Origin of the sequence: Paracoccus shandongensis, assembly GCF_017315735.1 — a bacterium.
Lineage (GTDB): Bacteria > Pseudomonadota > Alphaproteobacteria > Rhodobacterales > Rhodobacteraceae > Paracoccus > Paracoccus shandongensis.
The window spans coordinates 12,090-28,074 of the sequence record NZ_JAFLRK010000039.1 but is presented as its reverse complement, the minus strand read 5'-3'; the positions used below and the strand labels follow the sequence as shown (position 1 = coordinate 28,074).

At 68.2% G+C, this 15,985-nt stretch carries 20 protein-coding genes; 12 read left to right on the top strand and 8 right to left on the bottom strand.

From position 1 onward, the window contains the following. On the bottom strand, positions 1–792 hold a 792-nt coding region (locus JX613_RS17400; protein WP_237168672.1), incomplete at its 3' end, for an AAA family ATPase. A 132-nt stretch (positions 793–924) separates the two neighbouring features. Between JX613_RS17400 and JX613_RS17395 the strand changes: the two genes are divergently transcribed. Next, positions 925–1,305, top strand: a complete 381-nt coding sequence (locus JX613_RS17395; protein WP_207102738.1) for a CidA/LrgA family protein — start codon at positions 925–927, stop codon at positions 1,303–1,305. Then, positions 1,298–2,014: an LrgB family protein gene (locus JX613_RS17390; RefSeq protein WP_207102737.1), complete on the top strand. Its 717-nt coding sequence runs from the start codon at positions 1,298–1,300 to the stop codon at positions 2,012–2,014. The genes JX613_RS17395 and JX613_RS17390 overlap by 8 nt, the downstream gene beginning before the upstream one ends. 51 nt (positions 2,015–2,065) lie before the next feature. On the opposite strand, the gene JX613_RS17385 is transcribed toward JX613_RS17390, so the two are convergent. Further along, a complete protein-coding gene (locus JX613_RS17385) occupies positions 2,066–2,347 on the bottom strand; it encodes a hypothetical protein (protein ID WP_207102736.1) in 282 nt (93 codons plus the stop codon). Positions 2,348–2,425: 78 nt separating this feature from the next. Between JX613_RS17385 and JX613_RS17380 the strand changes: the two genes are divergently transcribed. After that, on the top strand, positions 2,426–3,166 hold the full coding sequence (locus JX613_RS17380) for a glycosyltransferase 61 family protein (protein ID WP_207102735.1): 741 nt from the start codon (positions 2,426–2,428) through the stop codon (positions 3,164–3,166). On the opposite strand, the gene JX613_RS20420 is transcribed toward JX613_RS17380, so the two are convergent. Genes JX613_RS20420 through JX613_RS17365 form a run of 3 tightly spaced genes read right to left on the bottom strand, consistent with a single transcriptional unit; the run spans position 3,163 to position 3,852 of the window. Next, complete coding sequence (locus JX613_RS20420) at positions 3,163–3,495, bottom strand: transposase (RefSeq protein WP_207102734.1); 333 nt, start codon at positions 3,493–3,495, stop codon at positions 3,163–3,165. The two genes, JX613_RS17380 and JX613_RS20420, sit on opposite strands and share 4 nt — an antisense overlap. After that, the gene (locus JX613_RS17370; protein ID WP_207102733.1) at positions 3,419–3,667 is read right to left on the bottom strand and encodes a transposase; all 249 of its coding nucleotides are present in this window, start codon (positions 3,665–3,667) and stop codon (positions 3,419–3,421) included. The genes JX613_RS20420 and JX613_RS17370 overlap by 77 nt, the downstream gene beginning before the upstream one ends. Before the next feature lie 47 nt (positions 3,668–3,714). Continuing rightward, complete coding sequence (locus JX613_RS17365; protein ID WP_207102732.1) at positions 3,715–3,852, bottom strand: transposase; 138 nt, start codon at positions 3,850–3,852, stop codon at positions 3,715–3,717. Between the two features lie 15 nt (positions 3,853–3,867). Here JX613_RS17365 and JX613_RS17360 point away from each other — a divergent pair, with 15 nt between their 5' ends. Next, a complete protein-coding gene (locus tag JX613_RS17360; protein ID WP_336512331.1) occupies positions 3,868–4,059 on the top strand; it encodes a transposase in 192 nt (63 codons plus the stop codon). 110 nt (positions 4,060–4,169) lie between these two features. On the opposite strand, the gene mog is transcribed toward JX613_RS17360, so the two are convergent. Beyond that, on the bottom strand, positions 4,170–4,718 hold the full coding sequence (gene mog / locus JX613_RS17355) for a molybdopterin adenylyltransferase (RefSeq protein WP_207102731.1): 549 nt from the start codon (positions 4,716–4,718) through the stop codon (positions 4,170–4,172). Between the two features lie 100 nt (positions 4,719–4,818). Then, entirely contained in the window at positions 4,819–6,045 is a 1,227-nt protein-coding gene (locus JX613_RS17350) for an argininosuccinate synthase (RefSeq protein WP_207102730.1), read from the bottom strand. A gap of 104 nt (positions 6,046–6,149) precedes the next feature. Here JX613_RS17350 and JX613_RS17345 point away from each other — a divergent pair, with 104 nt between their 5' ends. From JX613_RS17345 to JX613_RS17335, 3 genes are read left to right on the top strand one after another with little or no spacing between them, the layout of a single operon-like run. Next, positions 6,150–6,890, top strand: coding sequence for a hypothetical protein (locus JX613_RS17345; RefSeq protein ID WP_207102729.1), 741 nt, complete (start codon positions 6,150–6,152; stop codon positions 6,888–6,890). 48 nt (positions 6,891–6,938) lie between these two features. Then, complete coding sequence (gene ilvA, locus JX613_RS17340) at positions 6,939–8,213, top strand: threonine ammonia-lyase IlvA (RefSeq protein WP_207102728.1); 1,275 nt, start codon at positions 6,939–6,941, stop codon at positions 8,211–8,213. A 48-nt stretch (positions 8,214–8,261) separates the two neighbouring features. Next, positions 8,262–9,563: a PP2C family protein-serine/threonine phosphatase gene (locus tag JX613_RS17335; RefSeq protein ID WP_207102727.1), complete on the top strand. Its 1,302-nt coding sequence runs from the start codon at positions 8,262–8,264 to the stop codon at positions 9,561–9,563. Between the two features lie 20 nt (positions 9,564–9,583). Here JX613_RS17335 and JX613_RS17330 read toward each other — a convergent pair whose 3' ends face one another. Then, positions 9,584–10,027, bottom strand: coding sequence for an NUDIX domain-containing protein (locus tag JX613_RS17330; protein ID WP_207102726.1), 444 nt, complete (start codon positions 10,025–10,027; stop codon positions 9,584–9,586). 142 nt (positions 10,028–10,169) lie between these two features. On the opposite strand from JX613_RS17330, the gene hslO reads away from it, so the two are divergent. Genes hslO through JX613_RS17305 form a run of 5 tightly spaced genes read left to right on the top strand, consistent with a single transcriptional unit; the run spans position 10,170 to position 15,979 of the window. Continuing rightward, positions 10,170–11,183, top strand: coding sequence for an Hsp33 family molecular chaperone HslO (gene hslO / locus JX613_RS17325; RefSeq protein ID WP_207102725.1), 1,014 nt, complete (start codon positions 10,170–10,172; stop codon positions 11,181–11,183). Beyond that, a complete protein-coding gene (locus JX613_RS17320) occupies positions 11,180–11,773 on the top strand; it encodes an NUDIX hydrolase (RefSeq protein WP_336512330.1) in 594 nt (197 codons plus the stop codon). Before hslO ends, JX613_RS17320 begins: the two co-directional genes overlap by 4 nt. Then, the gene (locus tag JX613_RS17315) at positions 11,770–12,903 is read left to right on the top strand and encodes a tRNA nucleotidyltransferase/poly(A) polymerase-related protein (RefSeq protein ID WP_207102724.1); all 1,134 of its coding nucleotides are present in this window, start codon (positions 11,770–11,772) and stop codon (positions 12,901–12,903) included. The genes JX613_RS17320 and JX613_RS17315 overlap by 4 nt, the downstream gene beginning before the upstream one ends. Then, positions 12,900–14,744 (top strand): ABC transporter ATP-binding protein, encoded by a 1,845-nt coding sequence (locus tag JX613_RS17310; protein ID WP_207102723.1) that lies wholly within the window; start codon positions 12,900–12,902, stop codon positions 14,742–14,744. Before JX613_RS17315 ends, JX613_RS17310 begins: the two co-directional genes overlap by 4 nt. Further along, positions 14,741–15,979 carry a class I SAM-dependent RNA methyltransferase gene (locus JX613_RS17305; protein WP_419538845.1) on the top strand — a complete coding sequence of 413 codons (1,239 nt, stop codon included), beginning with the start codon at positions 14,741–14,743 and terminating at the stop codon, positions 15,977–15,979. The genes JX613_RS17310 and JX613_RS17305 overlap by 4 nt, the downstream gene beginning before the upstream one ends. Positions 15,980–15,985: the final 6 nt, after the last annotated feature.

Genomic DNA, 15,985 nt, shown 5'->3' with positions numbered 1-15,985 from the left:
GGCCGCCTCGGCCGCACCGGCATCGCGGATCGCCCCGGCCAGCGCCTCGGCGGCGGCCAAGCGCGCGGCCTCGGCCTCGGACCAGCGGCGATACAGCAGCGCGCCCTCGGCCAGGCGCAGCGCCGCGCCGATTTCGCGGTATCGCGCGGCGGTGCGGGCCTGGCGGGTCAGCGAGACCACCTGCGTGGACAACTGGTCCAGCGTATCCTCGACCCGCGTCAGGTTCGCCTCGGCCGCGTTCAGCTTCAGTTCCGCCTCGTGGCGGCGCTGGTAAAGGCCGCTGATGCCCGCCGCTTCCTCCAGGATCCGGCGGCGGCTTCGCGGCTTGGCGCTGATCAGCTCGCTGATCTGCCCCTGCCGCACCAAGGCAGGCGAGTGCGCCCCGGTCGAGGCATCCGCGAACAGCATCTGCACGTCGCGCGCCCGCACGTCCTTGCCGCCGATCTTGTAGGCGCTGCCTGCATCCCGCGTGATCCGGCGCACGATGTCGAACTGGTCGTCGTCGTTGAAGCCCGCGGGCGCAAGCCGGTCGCGGTTGTCCACGGTCAGCACCACCTCGGCATGGGCGCGGGCGGACCGGCGGGCGGTGCCCGCAAAGATCACGTCCTCCATCCCCTCGCCGCGCATGGCGGTGGGGCGGTTCTCGCCCATGACCCACCGCAGGGCTTCCAGCAGGTTCGACTTGCCGCAGCCGTTCGGGCCGACCACGCCCGTCAGCCCCTCGCGGATGACCAGGTCGGTCGGGTCCACGAAGCTCTTGAAGCCGTTCAGTCGCAGCCGGTCGAAGCGCAAGCGGTGGTTCCTTTTTGTTCTTCCGGGGATTGTCCCATTGCGGGGGTGCAAGTCAACTATATCTGGCCCGGCGCAACACAGTTTCCACAAGATGCGCATGGTGGATGGGCCGATTTCCGCTACCATCCCGGCATGATCGCCGCCCTGTCCCTGATTCTGGCCTTTCAACTGGCCGGAGAGATCCTGTCCCGCGCCCTGGACCTGCCCCTGCCCGGCCCGGTGGTGGGCCTGTGCCTGCTGGTCGCCGCCTGCATCCTGCGCCCCGCCCTGGCCGACCGGCTGAGGCCCACCGCGCAAGGCCTGCTGGCGCATCTGTCGCTGTTCTTCGTGCCTGCGGGGGTGGGGATCGTGGCCCATTGGCCGGTGCTGCGCGACCAGGGCATCGGGTTGGCGGTGGCGATCATGGGGTCCACCGTGCTGGCCATCGCGGCGGGGGCGCTGGCCTTCCAGGCAGTGGCGCGCTGGACGGGCTCGGTCGATCCATCCGCGCTGAAAGGGGACAAGGATGGCTGATCCCGCGCTGATCTGGTCCTATCTGGCGCAAGGCCCGCTGCTGTGGCTGACCACGACGCTGGTCGCCTATGTGATCGGAGACGCGTTGTTCCGCGCGGCGGGGCGGCAAAGCTGGGCCAACCCGGTGCTGATCGCGGTGATCCTGCTGGCAGTCCTGCTGGGCGCGACAGGCACCGATTACGCGACCTATTTCGAGGGCGCGCAGTTCGTGCATTTCATGCTCGGCCCCGCGACGGTCTGCCTGGCGCTGCCGCTGTATGACAACCTGCCGAGGGTCCGCCGCGCCCTGTGGCCGATGCTGGCGGGGCTGTTCGTGGGATCGGGCGTGGCGATTGTGTCCGCCCTGCTGATCGCGCGGGGGTTCGGGATCTCCGGCCCGGTGCTGGCGTCCCTGGCGCCCAAATCGACCACGGCCCCGGTCGCCATCGGCATTGCCGAGCGCATCGGCGGCCAGCCGACGCTGACGGCGGCCCTGGTGCTGCTGACGGGGATTTTCGGGGCGGTTGTCGTGACGCCTTTGCTGAACGCCTTGCGGGTGAGGGACTGGCGCGCGCGGGGCTTTGCCGTGGGGGTCGCCGCGCATGGGATCGGCACCGCGCGGGCGTTCCAGGTGAACGAGACGGCAGGCGCGTTCTCGGGGATCGGGATGGGGCTGAACGCGGTGCTGACGGCGGTGATCGCGCCGGTGGTGGTGGGGTGGTTGGGGTAAGGGAGGTTCATCTGCCCAAAAGACCATGTTGCCGCATCGGCATCCGTGTTGCTACATCGGCTTCTCTTCCTGGATGTTGCCCGGAATTATTACGATCATTGCTGGTTTCCCATGTCGCTTGTTCCTCTGCTGCATCGCATCCGCAAACGCCTTTCCCTGGATCAGGATCCTGCCCGGGCGGCTTGTGAAACGGTTGTCCTTGCCGAAGCCGAGGACGGAGTCCGCCTGCAGGCGGCATGGCTGCCGGGCCAGTTGGACCGCGTGAAGGATGTCCAGGCCCTGACCAGCCATCGACATGAAATCGATCGGATCACCGCCAGCCGGGTCCATCATGTTGCGACAAAGGCCTATTGCCTCAGGGATTGCCTGCTGATCGGCGGAACGCTTTATTCAAGGGGCAGCCGGCACCAGATGCTGCATGACCGGCCGCCGCTTGCCGCCGTGGTTGACCGAAAGATCGAACGGGCGGCATTCGTCGGCACTCCGGTCAGTGATCTTTATTTCGGCCACTATCTGGTGGACGACTCGGCCACGGCGCTTCTTGCGGGCGACTTTGCCCCGGCCTATCGGCCCTTCAGCCATCGTCATGCCGACTGGAGCCATCCTGCCGCCTATCACCGGATGATGGGGATCGATCTGCAGGTGACTGGCAATGTCCGCATTGGCGAGGCCTGGGTCTTTCAGGACATCGGAATGACGCGGGATCGCCGCCTGCGCTTCCAGACGCTGCGGGAACGCCTGCGGGCGCAGCCCTCAAAGCACTGCGGGCATGGAGTCTTTCTGGTGCGCGGCAGGTCGGGTTCGCAGCCCCGGGTTCTGCGCAACGAGACGGAGGTCGCGGAGGGTCTGGCCGCCCGCGGCTTCGAGATCGTCGATCCGGCAAGGGAAACGGCGGCCGACATCGTCCGCAAGCTGTCGGGCGCGCGGGTCGCGATCGGTGTTGAAGGAAGCTCTCTGGGCCACGCCTTCATGACCCTGGCCGACAACGGGGCGCTGCTGACGATCCAGCCTCCGTATCTTTTCAACAATCTCTGGAAGGATTTCACCGACCTGATGGGGATGCGCTATGGGTTCGTCGTTGCCGAGGGCGACCGCGAGGGTTTCGACGCAAGTCTTGACGAAATCTTGCGGACCATCGACCTGCTGGTCTAGGTCACCGACTCATAAGTTCTTAGCCAGATGCGCAGGGATGCGAGTTGGACGGCTGCGAGGAAGTTGTCATCCCGTTTGTCATATCTTGTGGCCACTGCTCGGAAGTGATTGAGCTTGTTGAAGACCCTTTCGACCCGATTGCGCTGGCGGTAGAGGATGGGATCGAAGACCGGGAAGCGTTTTCGCGTCGGCATGAGCCGGATGCAAGCCCCGGCGCCCCGCGCGGCGAGGCTGTCATGCAGCCCGTCGCTGTCATACCCGCGGGTCGGCCAGCAGGGTCTGGCCCGCCCCGATGCCCTCGACCATATCCGCCGCCGAGCGCCCGTCATGGGCCTGTTCTTCGGTCAGCTTCAGGCGGATCGGTCGGCCCAAGGCATCGACAAGCGCGTGGATCTTGGTCGTCAGGCCGCCGCGCGAGCGACCCGTGCAATCGGATCGCCCCCCTTTTTTCGGCCCGTTGGCCCCATGCTGGTGAACCCGGATCGAAGAGCTGTCGATCATCTGGATGTCACCGTGTAAGCATCTGATACTGATTGCAGAATACGCGCCTAATTCCCCGCTTCCCACCAGCGGTTGAAGCGGTTCACGCAGGTGGTATGGGGGCCATAACGCGTCGGAATATCCGCCCAGGGCGCTCCGGTCCTGAGCCGCCAGAAGATGCCGTTCAGCACCCGCCGGTCAAGCACCGGCGCATCAAAGCGGTGATCCCGTCTTTGGCCACACGCACCTTTCCCTTTCCGCTCGATCGGAGAGCATACAAGCGGCGCAACGTCATCGAGCGAATGTGGGGAAGGCTCAAGAACTGGCGCCGTATCGCGACCCGATACGACTGCCTTGCTCGTAACTACCTGGCCAGTCTGGCGCTAGTTTCTATCGTAATTGCTTGGACCTGAATGAGTTCTCTACCTAGGTACCTGCTTGGCGACAACGCAGCCTGCGGCAACGGTTGCGCCAAGATGCTGGACGGCGCTTCGCGCGCCGGGGTATCCGACCATGGCGGGGATCATGCCGCCGGCTTGCCCTCGCTTGGGCGGAACGCCTTCACCTTCCCCGCATCCGTCTCCACCCTCGCCGCCCCGATCAGGTCCAGGCAATAGGGCACCGCCGCGAACACCGCGTTCAGGCATGTCGCAATTGCCGCGGGCTTCCCCGGCAGCGTGATGATCAGCGTCGCGTCCCGGATCACCGCCGTTTGCCGCGACAGGATCGCGGTCGGCACCTCGGCCAGCGAGGCGCGGCGCATTTCCTCGCCGAAGCCGGGCAGTTCCTTTTCGGCCACGTCCGCAACCGCCTCGGGCGTCTGGTCGCGGGGTGCGGGGCCGGTGCCGCCGGTTACCAGGATCAGGTCCGCGCCGTTCTCAACCAGTTCGCGCAGGGTCGCGGCCACGCCTTCGCGGCCGTCAGGGATGATCACGCGGGTGATCTCCATGGGCGAGGTCACGACATCGCGCAGCCAGCCTTCCGCGCCGGGGCCGCCCTTGTCCTCGTATTCGCCGCGCGCGGCGCGGTCGCTGACGGTGACGATGCTGATGCGGGCGGGTCGGTCTGTCATGGCGCGGGCCTTTCGATGGTCGCGCCACTGTGGAACGGGCCCGGCCAAAAGAAAAGGCCGCGGGGATGCCGCAGCCTTGCCGGTCGTCAGGCGGGGCGGCTTACTTCGCCCGCGCGTTGCGGTTCGCCACCAGCTTCAGCCGCAGCGCGTTCAACTTGATGAAGCCCGCCGCGTCCTTCTGGTCATAGGCGCCCGCGTCGTCCTCGAAGGTGACATGCGCCTCGGAATAAAGCGACTGGTCCGACCAGCGGCCGACGCAGGTCACCAGCCCTTTATACAGCTTCAGACGGACAGTGCCCGAGACATGCTCCTGCGACTTGTCGATCAGGGCCTGCAGCATCTCGCGTTCGGGGCTGAACCAGAAGCCGTTGTAGATCAATTCGGCATAGCGCGGCATCAGGCTGTCCTTGAGGTGCCCCGAGCCGGAGTCCAGCGTGATCTGCTCGATCCCGCGATGGGCTTCCAGCAGGATCGTGCCGCCCGGCGTTTCATAGATGCCGCGCGACTTCATGCCGACAAAGCGGTTTTCCACGAAGTCCAGCCGCCCGATGCCATGCCTGCCGCCCAGTTCGTTCAGGCGGGTCAGGATGGTCGCGGGCGACAGCGCCTCGCCGTTGATCGCCACCGCGTCGCCGCGTTCGAAGGTCACTTCGATGAACTCGGGCGTATTCGGCGCATCCTCGGGGTTCACGGTGCGCTGATAGACGTAATCGGGCGCGGCCTCGGCCGGGTTTTCCAGCGCCTTCCCTTCGGACGACGTGTGCAGCAGGTTCGCGTCCACGCTGAACGGCGCCTCGCCGCGCTTGTCCTTGGCGATGGGGATCTGGTTCTGTTCGGCGAACTCGATCAGCTTGGTCCGGCTGGTCAGATCCCACAGACGCCAGGGCGCGATCACCTTGATCGACGGATCCAGCGCATAGGCCGACAGTTCGAACCGCACCTGGTCGTTGCCCTTGCCGGTCGCGCCATGGGCCACCGCGTCGGCGCCGTGCTGGTGCGCCAGTTCCACCAGCCGCTTGGAAATCAGCGGGCGCGCGATCGAGGTGCCCAGCAGATACAGCCCCTCATAGACCGCGTTGGCGCGGAACATGGGGAACACGAAGTCGCGCACGAATTCCTCGCGCAGGTCTTCGATGTGGATGTTTTCCGGTGCGATTCCAAGCAGTTCCGCCTTTGCGCGCGCGGGTTCCAGCTCCTCGCCCTGGCCCAGGTCGGCGGTGAAGGTGATGACCTCGCAGCCGTATTCGGTTTGCAGCCACTTGAGGATGATCGAGGTGTCCAGCCCGCCCGAATAGGCAAGGACGACTTTTTTCGGCGCGTCAGACATGCGGTTAACCCTTCGGCAAAGTTTCCGGGGCAATAAGGCAGTTGGCGCGTTGTCACAAGGGTGTGGGGGCGGGATAGGACGGTGTTGTTGATGAGGGGCATTTGATGCAGGCATTTCGTATTCTGCTGCATGCCATTCGGCAGGTCTTCGGGAATTTCCGGCAGGCGTTGGGGCTTTTGGCGATGCCGGTGGCGATCCAAGCTGTGCTTCTGGCGTCGGCGGTCCTGCTTGGGGCCAACATCCGAGGCACGCAGCCGGGGATCGGGCCGATCAGCCTGATGCTGGCACTGATGCTTGGGGCGGCCGCCTGCGTAGTGTGGTTCGCCGTGCGCTGGCATCGTTTCGTCCTGCTTGACGAATCCAAGAATCTTCTTGCCCCACCCTCGCGCGCGGCCTTCTGGCGTTATGTCGGAACGATGGTGCTTACCGTTATCCTCATGATTCCGGCGATGCTTGTGACCATCGGTGTCCTCTACGCAGTGCACCAGGGCGGCATTCCTGTCCTGACGTTCATCGCCATCCTTGTGCTGTCCGTTCTGCTTTACGCCTTAACTTTGGTCCTGGGCACGGCCCTGCCTGGGGCGGCTGTCGGGGCGCACCGCCCTATCGGTGCTGCTTGGCGCGCGCTCAAACCGGCGGCAGGGACAATCGTGCTGCTGACGATCATGGGGCTTGTCAGCTATGAAGTGATCGAAGCCATGCTCGATATGTTCCTAGCCATCGGCCTGCCAACATCCCTTGTCGTGATCTTGTCGGCGATCGCTTACTGGCTGTCCACTTTTATCGGCCTATCCGTTGTGACCACCCTCTGGGGCCACTTTGTCGAAGGCCGCCCCTTGCGCTGACGCTGCGTCCCCTTGCCAAACCGCCCGTTTCGCGTCATGCGCAAGCGCATGGAAAACACCGCCTCCACCATCGCCGCGCCCTCCTTCGCCGATCTCGTCCGCAACGCCGAAACCGCGATCCGCGACCTGTTCGAGCCGACGCCGCTTCAGCGCAACGACCACCTGTCGGCCCGGTTCGGGGCGGACATCTGGCTCAAGCGCGAGGATCTGACGCCCGTGCGCTCCTACAAGCTGCGCGGCGCGTTCAACGCCATGCGCAAGCGGGTGACCCCGGGGCAGGCCACGAAGGCGCATTTCGTCTGCGCCAGCGCGGGCAACCATGCGCAGGGCGTGGCCTTTGCCTGCCGCCATTTCGGGGCGCGCGGCACGATCTTCATGCCGGTGACGACGCCCAAGCAGAAGATCGACAAGACCAAGGTCTTCGGGGGCGACGCGATCGAGATCGTGCTGACCGGCGATTATTTCGACCAGACGCTGGCCGCCTCGCAGGCTTTCGCGGCGGAACACGGCGCGCAGTTCCTGGCCCCCTTCGATTCGGCCGACGTGATCGAGGGTCAGGCCACCGTGGGGCTGGAGATGCTGGAACAACTGGGCGGCGCGCCCGATCTGGTCGTCCTGCCGGTGGGCGGCGGCGGGCTGGCGGCGGGGGTCACGCGCTACTTCGCCGAGATGGCGCCCGACGTGGCCTTTGCCTTTGCCGAACCGCTGGGCGGGGCCAGCTTGCAAGCGGCGCTGCAACAGGGTGCGCCCGTGGCGCTGCCCGCCGTGGATAACTTCGTCGATGGCGCGGCCGTGGCCCGCATCGGCGCCCTGCCCTTCGAGGCGCTGCGCCGCTTTTCCCCCGGGGACGTGCATCTGGCGCCAGAGGACCGCATCTGCACCACCATGCTGGACATGCTGAACCACGAAGGCGTGGTGCTGGAACCCGCGGGCGCGCTGGCCATCGACGTGCTGGGCGACCTGGGCGACCTGACGGGCAAGCGGGTGGTCTGCGTCTGTTCGGGCGGAAACTTCGACTTCGAGCGCCTGCCCGAGGTCAAGGAACGCGCGCAACGCTTTGCGGGCGTGAAGAAATACTTCGTCCTGCGCCTGCCGCAGCGCCCGGGCGCGCTGCGCGATTTCCTGGAATTGCTGGGCCCCGACGACGATGTGGCGCGGTTCGAGTACCTGAAGAAATCGGCGCGCAACTTCGGCTCGATCCTGATCGGGATCGAAACCTCGGCCCCGCAGAACCTGACGGCGCTGAAGACGCGGCTGGACGGGGCGGGCTTCGTTTACCGCGACATCACCAACGACGAGATCCTGTCCGAACTGCTGGTCTGACCGCCTGCGTTTACCGGGTCTTTACCCGTGGGGCGGTATGACCTTGGCATGATACGCGCGAATCGCCAGGCCCCTGCCCCTGAAACACCCACCGCCACCCGGCTGATGCGGCGCGTGCTGGTGGTCAGCCCCGACGCCGGGCAACGGCGTCTTCTGGCGGTTCATCTGAAGCGCGCCCATTACGAGGTGCTGGAGGCCGCCTCGGTCGCGGATGCGCTGCAACTGTGCCAGCGCAACGAACCCGACATCGTGCTGTCCGACTGGGTCATTCCCGGGCGGGAGGGGATGGAATCCGGACTGGCCCTGTGCCGCGCCTTCCGGGCCGGGGAACGGCGCAACTATGGCTATTTCGTGCTGCTCACCTCGGCCCAGGACCACGAGGACATCGCCCGCGCGCTGGAGGCCGGGGCGGACGATTTCCTGACCAAGCCCGTCACCCCCCCCGACTTGCTGGTGCGCCTTGCCGCGGGCGAACGCATCCTGCGGGTCGAGGATGACCTGCGCGCCAGCAACGCCCAGCTTCGCGCGGCGCTGGACCGGCTGCGCGACACCCAGGCCGCCATCGACCGCGACCTGGCCGAGGCGCGCAAGCTGCAACAAGGGCTGGTCAAGCAACGCTCGGGGCGGTTCGGACCGATCCAGCTGTCGCTGCTGCTGCGTCCCGCGGGCCATATCGGCGGCGATCTGGTGGGCTTCTTCCCGATTGGCGAGGACCGGGTGGGCATCTATGCGCTGGACGTGTCGGGTCACGGCGTCACGGCGGCGCTGCTGACCGCGCAGCTGTCGGTGCATCTGTCGGGATCGGCCGACCAAAACGTGGCCCTGCGCGCGGCCCAGACCGGCACCGACGCAGTCAGCCCGGCGGCGCTGGCGCATTTCTTCAACAACATGATGCTGGAGGAGATGGCGACCGACACCTACTACACGATGATCTATGCCGAACTGAACCACGCGACCGGGCAGTTGCGCATGGTGCAGGCGGGCCACCCCCATCCTGTCCTGCAACGCGCCGACGGATCGGTCCGGCCGTTGGGCCAGGGGGGCATGCCGATCGGCGTCTTCGAGCGTCCCGTCTTCGACGAGATCGAGCTGGTGATGGAACCGGGGGACCGGCTGCTGATCTGCTCGGACGGCATCACCGAGGCGGCGAATCCCGCGGGCCGCCTGCTGGGCGACGAGGGGGTCGAGGCGATCCTGCGCACCAACGCCTTCCTCAGCGGGCATGTATTTCTGGAATCCATGGCCTGGTCGGTGTCGGAATACTGCCGGGGCGACCGGCAGGACGACATGTCCGCCGTGCTGATCGAATACCTGGCCCCGGCCCAGATGGTGCCCCTGCCCGCCCGCTAGGCCGACAGGACTTCCGCCCGCTAGACCAGCGCCCGGAACCGCATCAGGAAGGCCCGCGCGCCCGGGTCGGCCAGCAGGTCCATGGCGGCCTGCGGGCTGGCCCAATGCGCGCTGTGATGGGGCTCGGTCGGGGCGGACAGGCGCAGGATGGGACGCGCGATCCAGACATGGCACAGCTTTTCCGCGAACCGGCCATGGTCCGGCATGAAGGCGAAGCGGCGATAGGCGCCCAGCCAGCGCGCCCCGCCGATGGTCCAGCCGGTTTCCTCGAACACCTCGCGGTGCAGCGCCTGCAGGCCGCTTTCGCCCCCGTCGATGCCGCCGCCGGGCAACTGGAACTCGGGCTCGGGCGTCGCCTGGCGGGTCAAAAGCAGGCGCCCGTCGCGCGCCAGCAGGGCATAGGCGCCGGGCCGCAGCCCGTGGTGCTGCCCGTGCTGCGGCGGACGGCCGTATCGGCGGATCATGGTGCCTCCGGTTCCTGTGTCCGCGCAGCCTTAGCGCAGGGCCGCGCGACGCGGAAGCCGCCCCTTGGGATTGCTGGCGAAAGCCCTATATTGTGCGCGACCCGGCCCCTTTGCGGGCCTGCCCCGATCTCAGGAATAACGCATGAGCAAGATCAACCAGATTGCGTGGGACGACACGGTATTGCCGTTCCAGCTGGACCGTTCCGACATCCGCGGACGCGTCGTCCGGCTGGACGGGGTGCTGGATCACGTCCTGTCGCGCCACGATTATCCGGCGCCCGTCAGCGCCCTGGTGGCCGAACTGGCGCTGCTGGTGGCGCTGATCGGCCCCACGGTCAAGCTGCGCTGGAAGCTGAGCCTGCAGGTCCGGGGCAACGGCGCGATCCGCACGCTGGCGGCCGATTACTACGCCCCCGAACGCGACGGCGCGCCCGCCCGCATCCGGGCCTGGGCCAGCTTCGACGAAGGCCGCCTGGACACCCGCCCGCCCTTTGCCCAGATCGGCGAGGGTTATTTCGCCCTGCTGATCGACCAGGGCGAGGGCACGCTGCCCTACCAGGGCATCACACCCCTGGCCGGGGGTTCTCTGTCGGCCTGCGCGCAGACCTATTTCGCGCAGTCCGAACAGCTGCCCACCCGCTTCCAGCTGGCCAGCGGCCATTCCCGCCTGCCGGGCGAGGCGGGCCATTGGCGCGCGGGTGGCATGATGCTGCAAACCCTGCCCGCCACCCCCATGCAGGGCGAGGGCGGCAGCGGCGAGGGCGGGCTGATCGAGGCCGCCGACATCCTGCAGGGCATGGAGTCCGAGAACTGGAACCGTGCCAACCTGCTGCTGGACACCGTCGAGACGCTGGAGTTGATCGGCCCCTCGGTCGGGCCGACCGACCTGCTGCTGCGCCTGTTCCACGAGGAGGAGCCTCGTGTCTTCAACACGCAGCGGTTGGAATTCGGCTGTTCCTGCACGGCGGATCGCGTGCGGGAAACGCTGTCGATCTATTCGGCCAAGGACATCGCCCACATGACCACGGATGCGGGCGTCGTCACCGCCGACTGCCAGTTCTGCAACGCGCATTACGAATTCGATCCCCACAGCCTGGGCTTCGAGGCGACGGTGGATGCCGACGGCCAGCCCCTGCCCGACAGGGCGGCCGAGTGATCCCCGACTGGTCCGAGGACCGTCTGCGCCAGGCCCTGTCCGTCGCGGCGGGACCGACATCGGATTACGACCTGAACCCGGATGTCGCCCCGCCGTCGGGCGGCTTGCGGGCGGCGGGCGTGCTGGCGGCCTTTCACGAAGGCGACGGGCGGCTGGTCCTGACCAAGCGCGCATCCGGCCTGCGCCATCATCCGGGCCAGATCGCCCTGCCCGGCGGCAAGGTCGATGCCACCGACACCGATGCCACCGCCGCCGCCCTGCGCGAGGCGCGCGAGGAAATCGGCCTGGACCCCGCGCAGGTCGATCTGCTGGGCACCCTGCCCCCGCACCGCACCGTCACGGGCTTTGCCGTCACGCCGGTCATCGGCATCATCCGCGGCCCCTTCGCCCCGCGCCCCGAGCCGGGCGAGGTCGAGGAAGCCTTCACCCTGCCCTTCGCCCATGTGGCCGACCCGTCGCGTTACCGCGTGGAACGCCGCCGCTGGCGCGAGGGCTGGCGCAGCTATCACGCGGCGCCCTTCGGCCCCTATTACCTGTGGGGCGCGACCGCGCGGATCCTCTTGGGCCTTGCCGGAAGGATGGGGGCGTGACGCAGCTTCCTCAAGACCTCATGCAGGATCCCGCCCTGCAGTCGGTGTTCGACGCGATCGAGGCCGGCGGCCATCGCGCCTGGCTGGTCGGCGGCGCGGTCCGGAACGCCCTTCTGGGCGAGCCGGTATGCGATCTGGACCTGGCGACCGATGCGCCGCCCGATGCGGTCACGCGCCTGGCGGAACGGGCGGGGCTGAAACCCGTGCCCACGGGCATCGACCACGGCACCGTCACGGTTGTCGCCGCCGGACGGGGGTTCGAGGTGACGACCCTGCGCCGCGATGTCGAAACCGACGGGCGCCGCGCGGTGGTGGCCTTTTCCGACGACCTTGCCCAGGACGCGCATCGGCGCGATTTCACCATGAACGCGCTTTACGCCGACCACAGCGGCGCGGTCATCGACCTGGTGGGGGGCCTGGACGACCTGCGCGCCCGGCGCCTGCGCTTCGTGGGCGATCCCGCGCAGCGCATTGCCGAGGATTACCTGCGCATCCTGCGCTTTTTCCGCTTCCTCGCCTGGTATGGCCGCGACGCCGACCCGGATGCGGTCGCCGCCTGCCGCGACGGGCGCGACGGGCTGGACGGGATTTCCCGCGAACGCATCGGGCAAGAGTTGCGCAAGCTGCTGATGGCCCCCGATCCGCTGCCCGCCGTCCGGCTGATGCGGGACACCGGCGTGCTGGACAAGGTGCTGCCTGGGGCCACGCCCGACCGGCTTCATGCGCTGCCATCCCCCGCGCCCTGGCTGGCCCGCCTGGCCGCGCTGTCGCAAGCGGATCTGTCCGACGCCCTGCGCCTGTCGCGGTCGGAGGCGCGCGACCACCGCATCCTTGTCACCGCCTTGGCGGAGAACTGGTCCTTCAACCGCATCGCCTATCGCCTGCACGGCGATCTGGCGGATGCCGCCGCGGCTTTGGTCCAGACGGCGGGACCGCGCCCCGGCTGGCCCGAGGCGCGGGCCGCCGCGCGCGCCCTGCCCATCACCGCATCCGACCTGCAACCCCATCTGCAAGGCCCGGCCCTGGGCCGCGGCCTGAAAGCCGCCGAGGATGCCTGGATCGATTCGGGCTTCGCCATGCCGCCGCCCGCGTTGATCGACATCGCCCTGCTGGCCGGAGAGACGCCATGACCCTGCACCACCGCCTCGGCCGCCTGATCGACGCCTTCCGCCCGGCGGACGGTCCGCCGCCCGCCACCCTGCTGGCCTTTTTCCGCTGGTGCCTGTCGGGGGCATGGGGCGGGCTGGTGCTGGCGGGCATCGCCTCGGCCCTGGGGGGCGTCGCCGACGTGATCGCGGCGGTGCTGCTGGGATGGGTGGTCGATGCCGTCGCCACCGGCACGCCCGACGCGCTGTGGAGCCAGAACGGCCTGCTGATCGCCGCCTTTGCGGGCTTCTTCCTGCTGCTGCGGCCGCTGATCTTCGGGTTCTCGACCGCGACCTCCAGCGTGATCATCGGGCCGAACGTGCTGCCCTTGGTGCTGTCGCGGATCCACCGCTGGACCATGGGCCATTCGGTCGCCTTCTTCGACAACGACTTCGCCGGGCGGCTGGCGCAGAAGCAGATGCAGACCGCCCGGGCCGTGACCGATGTCGCGTCCGAGATGGTGAACGTGGTGGCCTTCGCGCTGGCATCCGTCCTGGGGTCGGCGGCCTTCCTGGTGTCGGTCGATACCTGGGGGGCGGTGGCGCTGATCCTGTGGATGCTGGCCTATCTGGGGCTGATCCGCTTCTTCCTGCCGCGCATCCGGGCGAAATCAGGGGCCCGCGCATCCGCCCGCGCGATGATCACGGGCCAGGTGGTCGATACCATCACCAACATCAAGACCGTCAAGCTGTTCGCCCACGCGGAACACGAGGATCGCGCCGCCCTGGGCGCCATGGCGGGGTTCCGCGACCGCGCGCTGGATTTCGGCGTGGTGTCCAGCACCTTCCGCATGTCGCTGATGGTGATCGCGGGCGTCTTGCCTGTGATCCTGGTGGGCGGGTCCATCATGCTGTGGCGGCAGGGGTCCGCGACCCCTGGCGACGTGGCGGCGGCGGGCGCCATCGCCATGCGGCTGAGCCAGATGACCGGCTGGGTCAGCATGTCGCTGATGGGCATCTGGGGCAGCGTGGGCGAGGTCGAGGACGGCATGAAGACCCTGTCCCCGCCCCATGCCCTGACCGACGCGCCGGGTGCCGTGACCCTGGACCGCGTCGCGGGGCGCATCGACTTCGACGGGGTGGGCTTTGCCTATGGCCGCGACGATGGGGGCCTTGCGGGCATCGACCTGCATATCCGCCCGGGCGAAAAGGTCGGCATCGTGGGCGCGTCGGGCGCGGGCAAGTCCACGCTGGTCGCGCTGCTCTTGCGGCTTTACGACGTGGAAAAGGGCGCGATCCGCATCGACGGGCAGGATCTGCGCGATGTCACCCAGGAAAGCCTGCGCCGCCAGATCGGCATGGTCACGCAGGAAACCGCGATGTTCAACAGGTCCGCCCGCGACAACATCCTTTATGGCCGCCCCGGCGCGTCGCAGGAGGAGATCGAGGCCGCCGCCAAGGCTGCCGAGGCGCATGACTTCATCCTGACCCTGCAGGACCACGCGGGCCGCAAGGGTTACGACGCGCATCTGGGCGAACGCGGGGTCAAGCTGTCGGGCGGCCAGCGCCAGCGGATCGCGCTGGCCCGCGCCTTCCTGAAGGACGCCCCGATCCTGGTCCTGGACGAGGCGACAAGCGCGCTCGACAGCGAGGTCGAGGCGCAGATCCAGGACGCCTTGGCGCGCGCCATGAAGGGCAAGACCGTTCTGGCCATCGCGCATCGCCTGTCCACCATCGCGGAACTGGACCGCATCATCGTCATGGACGCGGGCCGGATCGTGGAACAGGGCAGCCATGACCAGCTGCTGGCGCGCGGGGGCTTGTATGCGCGCTATTGGAACCGGCAATCGGGCGGCTTCCTGGGGACCGAGGAGGCGGCGGAGTGACCCTATGGCGTGTCGAACGGCTGGGCCGTCGCGGCGACGGCGTGGCCGTGGGTGACATGGGCCGCGCCCTGGCCCCCCTGACCCTGCCCGGGGAACAGGTCGAGGGCGAGGCGGCGGGCGACCGCATCGCCGCCCCGCGCATCGTCACGCCCTCGCCGGACCGGGTGCGGCCCGTTTGCGCCCATTACCGCGCCTGCGGGGGCTGTTCGCTGATGCACGCCTCCGATGGTTTCACGACCGCCTGGAAGCGGCAGGTGGTGGAAACCGCCCTGGTCGCGCGCGGGTTGCCCGCGCCCATCGAGGACGTGCATGTCTCGCCCCCGCTGTCGCGGCGCCGCGCGGTGCTGTCGGGCAGGCGGACGAAGAAGGGCGCGCTGGTGGGCTTTCACGCCCGCGCCTCCGACGTGATCGTGGATCTGGCCGAATGCCACGTCCTGCGGCCCCAGATCACCGCCGCCCTGCCCCTGCTGCGGCGGATCACCGTGGCGGGCGCCTCGCGCAGCGGCGCGCTGTCCATGACCGTGATCCATGGCCCCGCCGGGCTGGACCTGACCATCACCGGCGGCAAGCCGATGGATCCGGCGCTGTTCCAGGCGCTTGCCGGTCTGGCCGATGAAGGCGACCTGGCGCGGCTGACCTGGCAGGACCAGGCGGGGGACGGCCAGTCGATCACCCGCCGCCCGCCTGCCCTGCCCATGGATCGGGCGCGGGTCGTGCCCCCGCCCGGCGGCTTCCTGCAGGCGACAGCCGAGGGCGAGGCAGCCCTGGTCGCGGCGGTGCGCGACTTTACCAAGGGCGCCTCGCGGATCGTCGATCTGTTCTCGGGCTGCGGGACGTTTTCCCTGCCGCTGGCGGAAACCGCCACCGTCCTGGCGGTGGAAGGCCTGGCCGCGCCCTTGGCGGCGCTGGATGCGGGCTGGCGGGGGGCAGCGGGGCTGAACCGCGTCACGACGCAGAATCGAGACCTCGCCCGCCGTCCCCTTTTGGCGGATGAGTTGAACGGATTTGACGCAATCGTGATCGACCCGCCGCGCGCGGGGGCCGAGGCGCAGGCGCGCGAAATCGCGGCCTCGAAGGTCGGGAAGGTGGCCTTCGTGGCCTGCGACCCGGTGACTTTCTCAAGGGATGCGCGGCTTCTTGCTGATGGCGGCTTTACGATGCGGCGCCTGTCGGTGGTCGATCAGTTCCGCTGGTCGCCGCATGTCGAAATCGTCGCGGACTTCGCCAGAACCTAGTCAAAT

Coding starts and splice junctions, on each gene's coding strand:
- JX613_RS17330 (WP_207102726.1), bottom strand. CDS start 10,027: ATGATCCGCCGATACGGCCGTCCGCCGCAGCACGGGCAGCACCACGGG.
- mog (WP_207102731.1), bottom strand. CDS start 4,718: ATGACAGACCGACCCGCCCGCATCAGCATCGTCACCGTCAGCGACCGC.
- hslO (WP_207102725.1), top strand. CDS start 10,170: ATGAGCAAGATCAACCAGATTGCGTGGGACGACACGGTATTGCCGTTC.
- JX613_RS17310 (WP_207102723.1), top strand. CDS start 12,900: ATGACCCTGCACCACCGCCTCGGCCGCCTGATCGACGCCTTCCGCCCG.
- JX613_RS17350 (WP_207102730.1), bottom strand. CDS start 6,045: ATGTCTGACGCGCCGAAAAAAGTCGTCCTTGCCTATTCGGGCGGGCTG.
- JX613_RS17395 (WP_207102738.1), top strand. CDS start 925: ATGATCGCCGCCCTGTCCCTGATTCTGGCCTTTCAACTGGCCGGAGAG.
- JX613_RS20420 (WP_207102734.1), bottom strand. CDS start 3,495: ATGACGGGCGCTCGGCGGCGGATATGGTCGAGGGCATCGGGGCGGGCC.
- JX613_RS17380 (WP_207102735.1), top strand. CDS start 2,426: ATGCTGCATGACCGGCCGCCGCTTGCCGCCGTGGTTGACCGAAAGATC.
- JX613_RS17370 (WP_207102733.1), bottom strand. CDS start 3,667: ATGATCGACAGCTCTTCGATCCGGGTTCACCAGCATGGGGCCAACGGG.
- JX613_RS17385 (WP_207102736.1), bottom strand. CDS start 2,347: ATGATGGACCCGGCTGGCGGTGATCCGATCGATTTCATGTCGATGGCT.
- JX613_RS17390 (WP_207102737.1), top strand. CDS start 1,298: ATGGCTGATCCCGCGCTGATCTGGTCCTATCTGGCGCAAGGCCCGCTG.
- ilvA (WP_207102728.1), top strand. CDS start 6,939: ATGGAAAACACCGCCTCCACCATCGCCGCGCCCTCCTTCGCCGATCTC.
- JX613_RS17335 (WP_207102727.1), top strand. CDS start 8,262: ATGATACGCGCGAATCGCCAGGCCCCTGCCCCTGAAACACCCACCGCC.
- JX613_RS17345 (WP_207102729.1), top strand. CDS start 6,150: ATGCAGGCATTTCGTATTCTGCTGCATGCCATTCGGCAGGTCTTCGGG.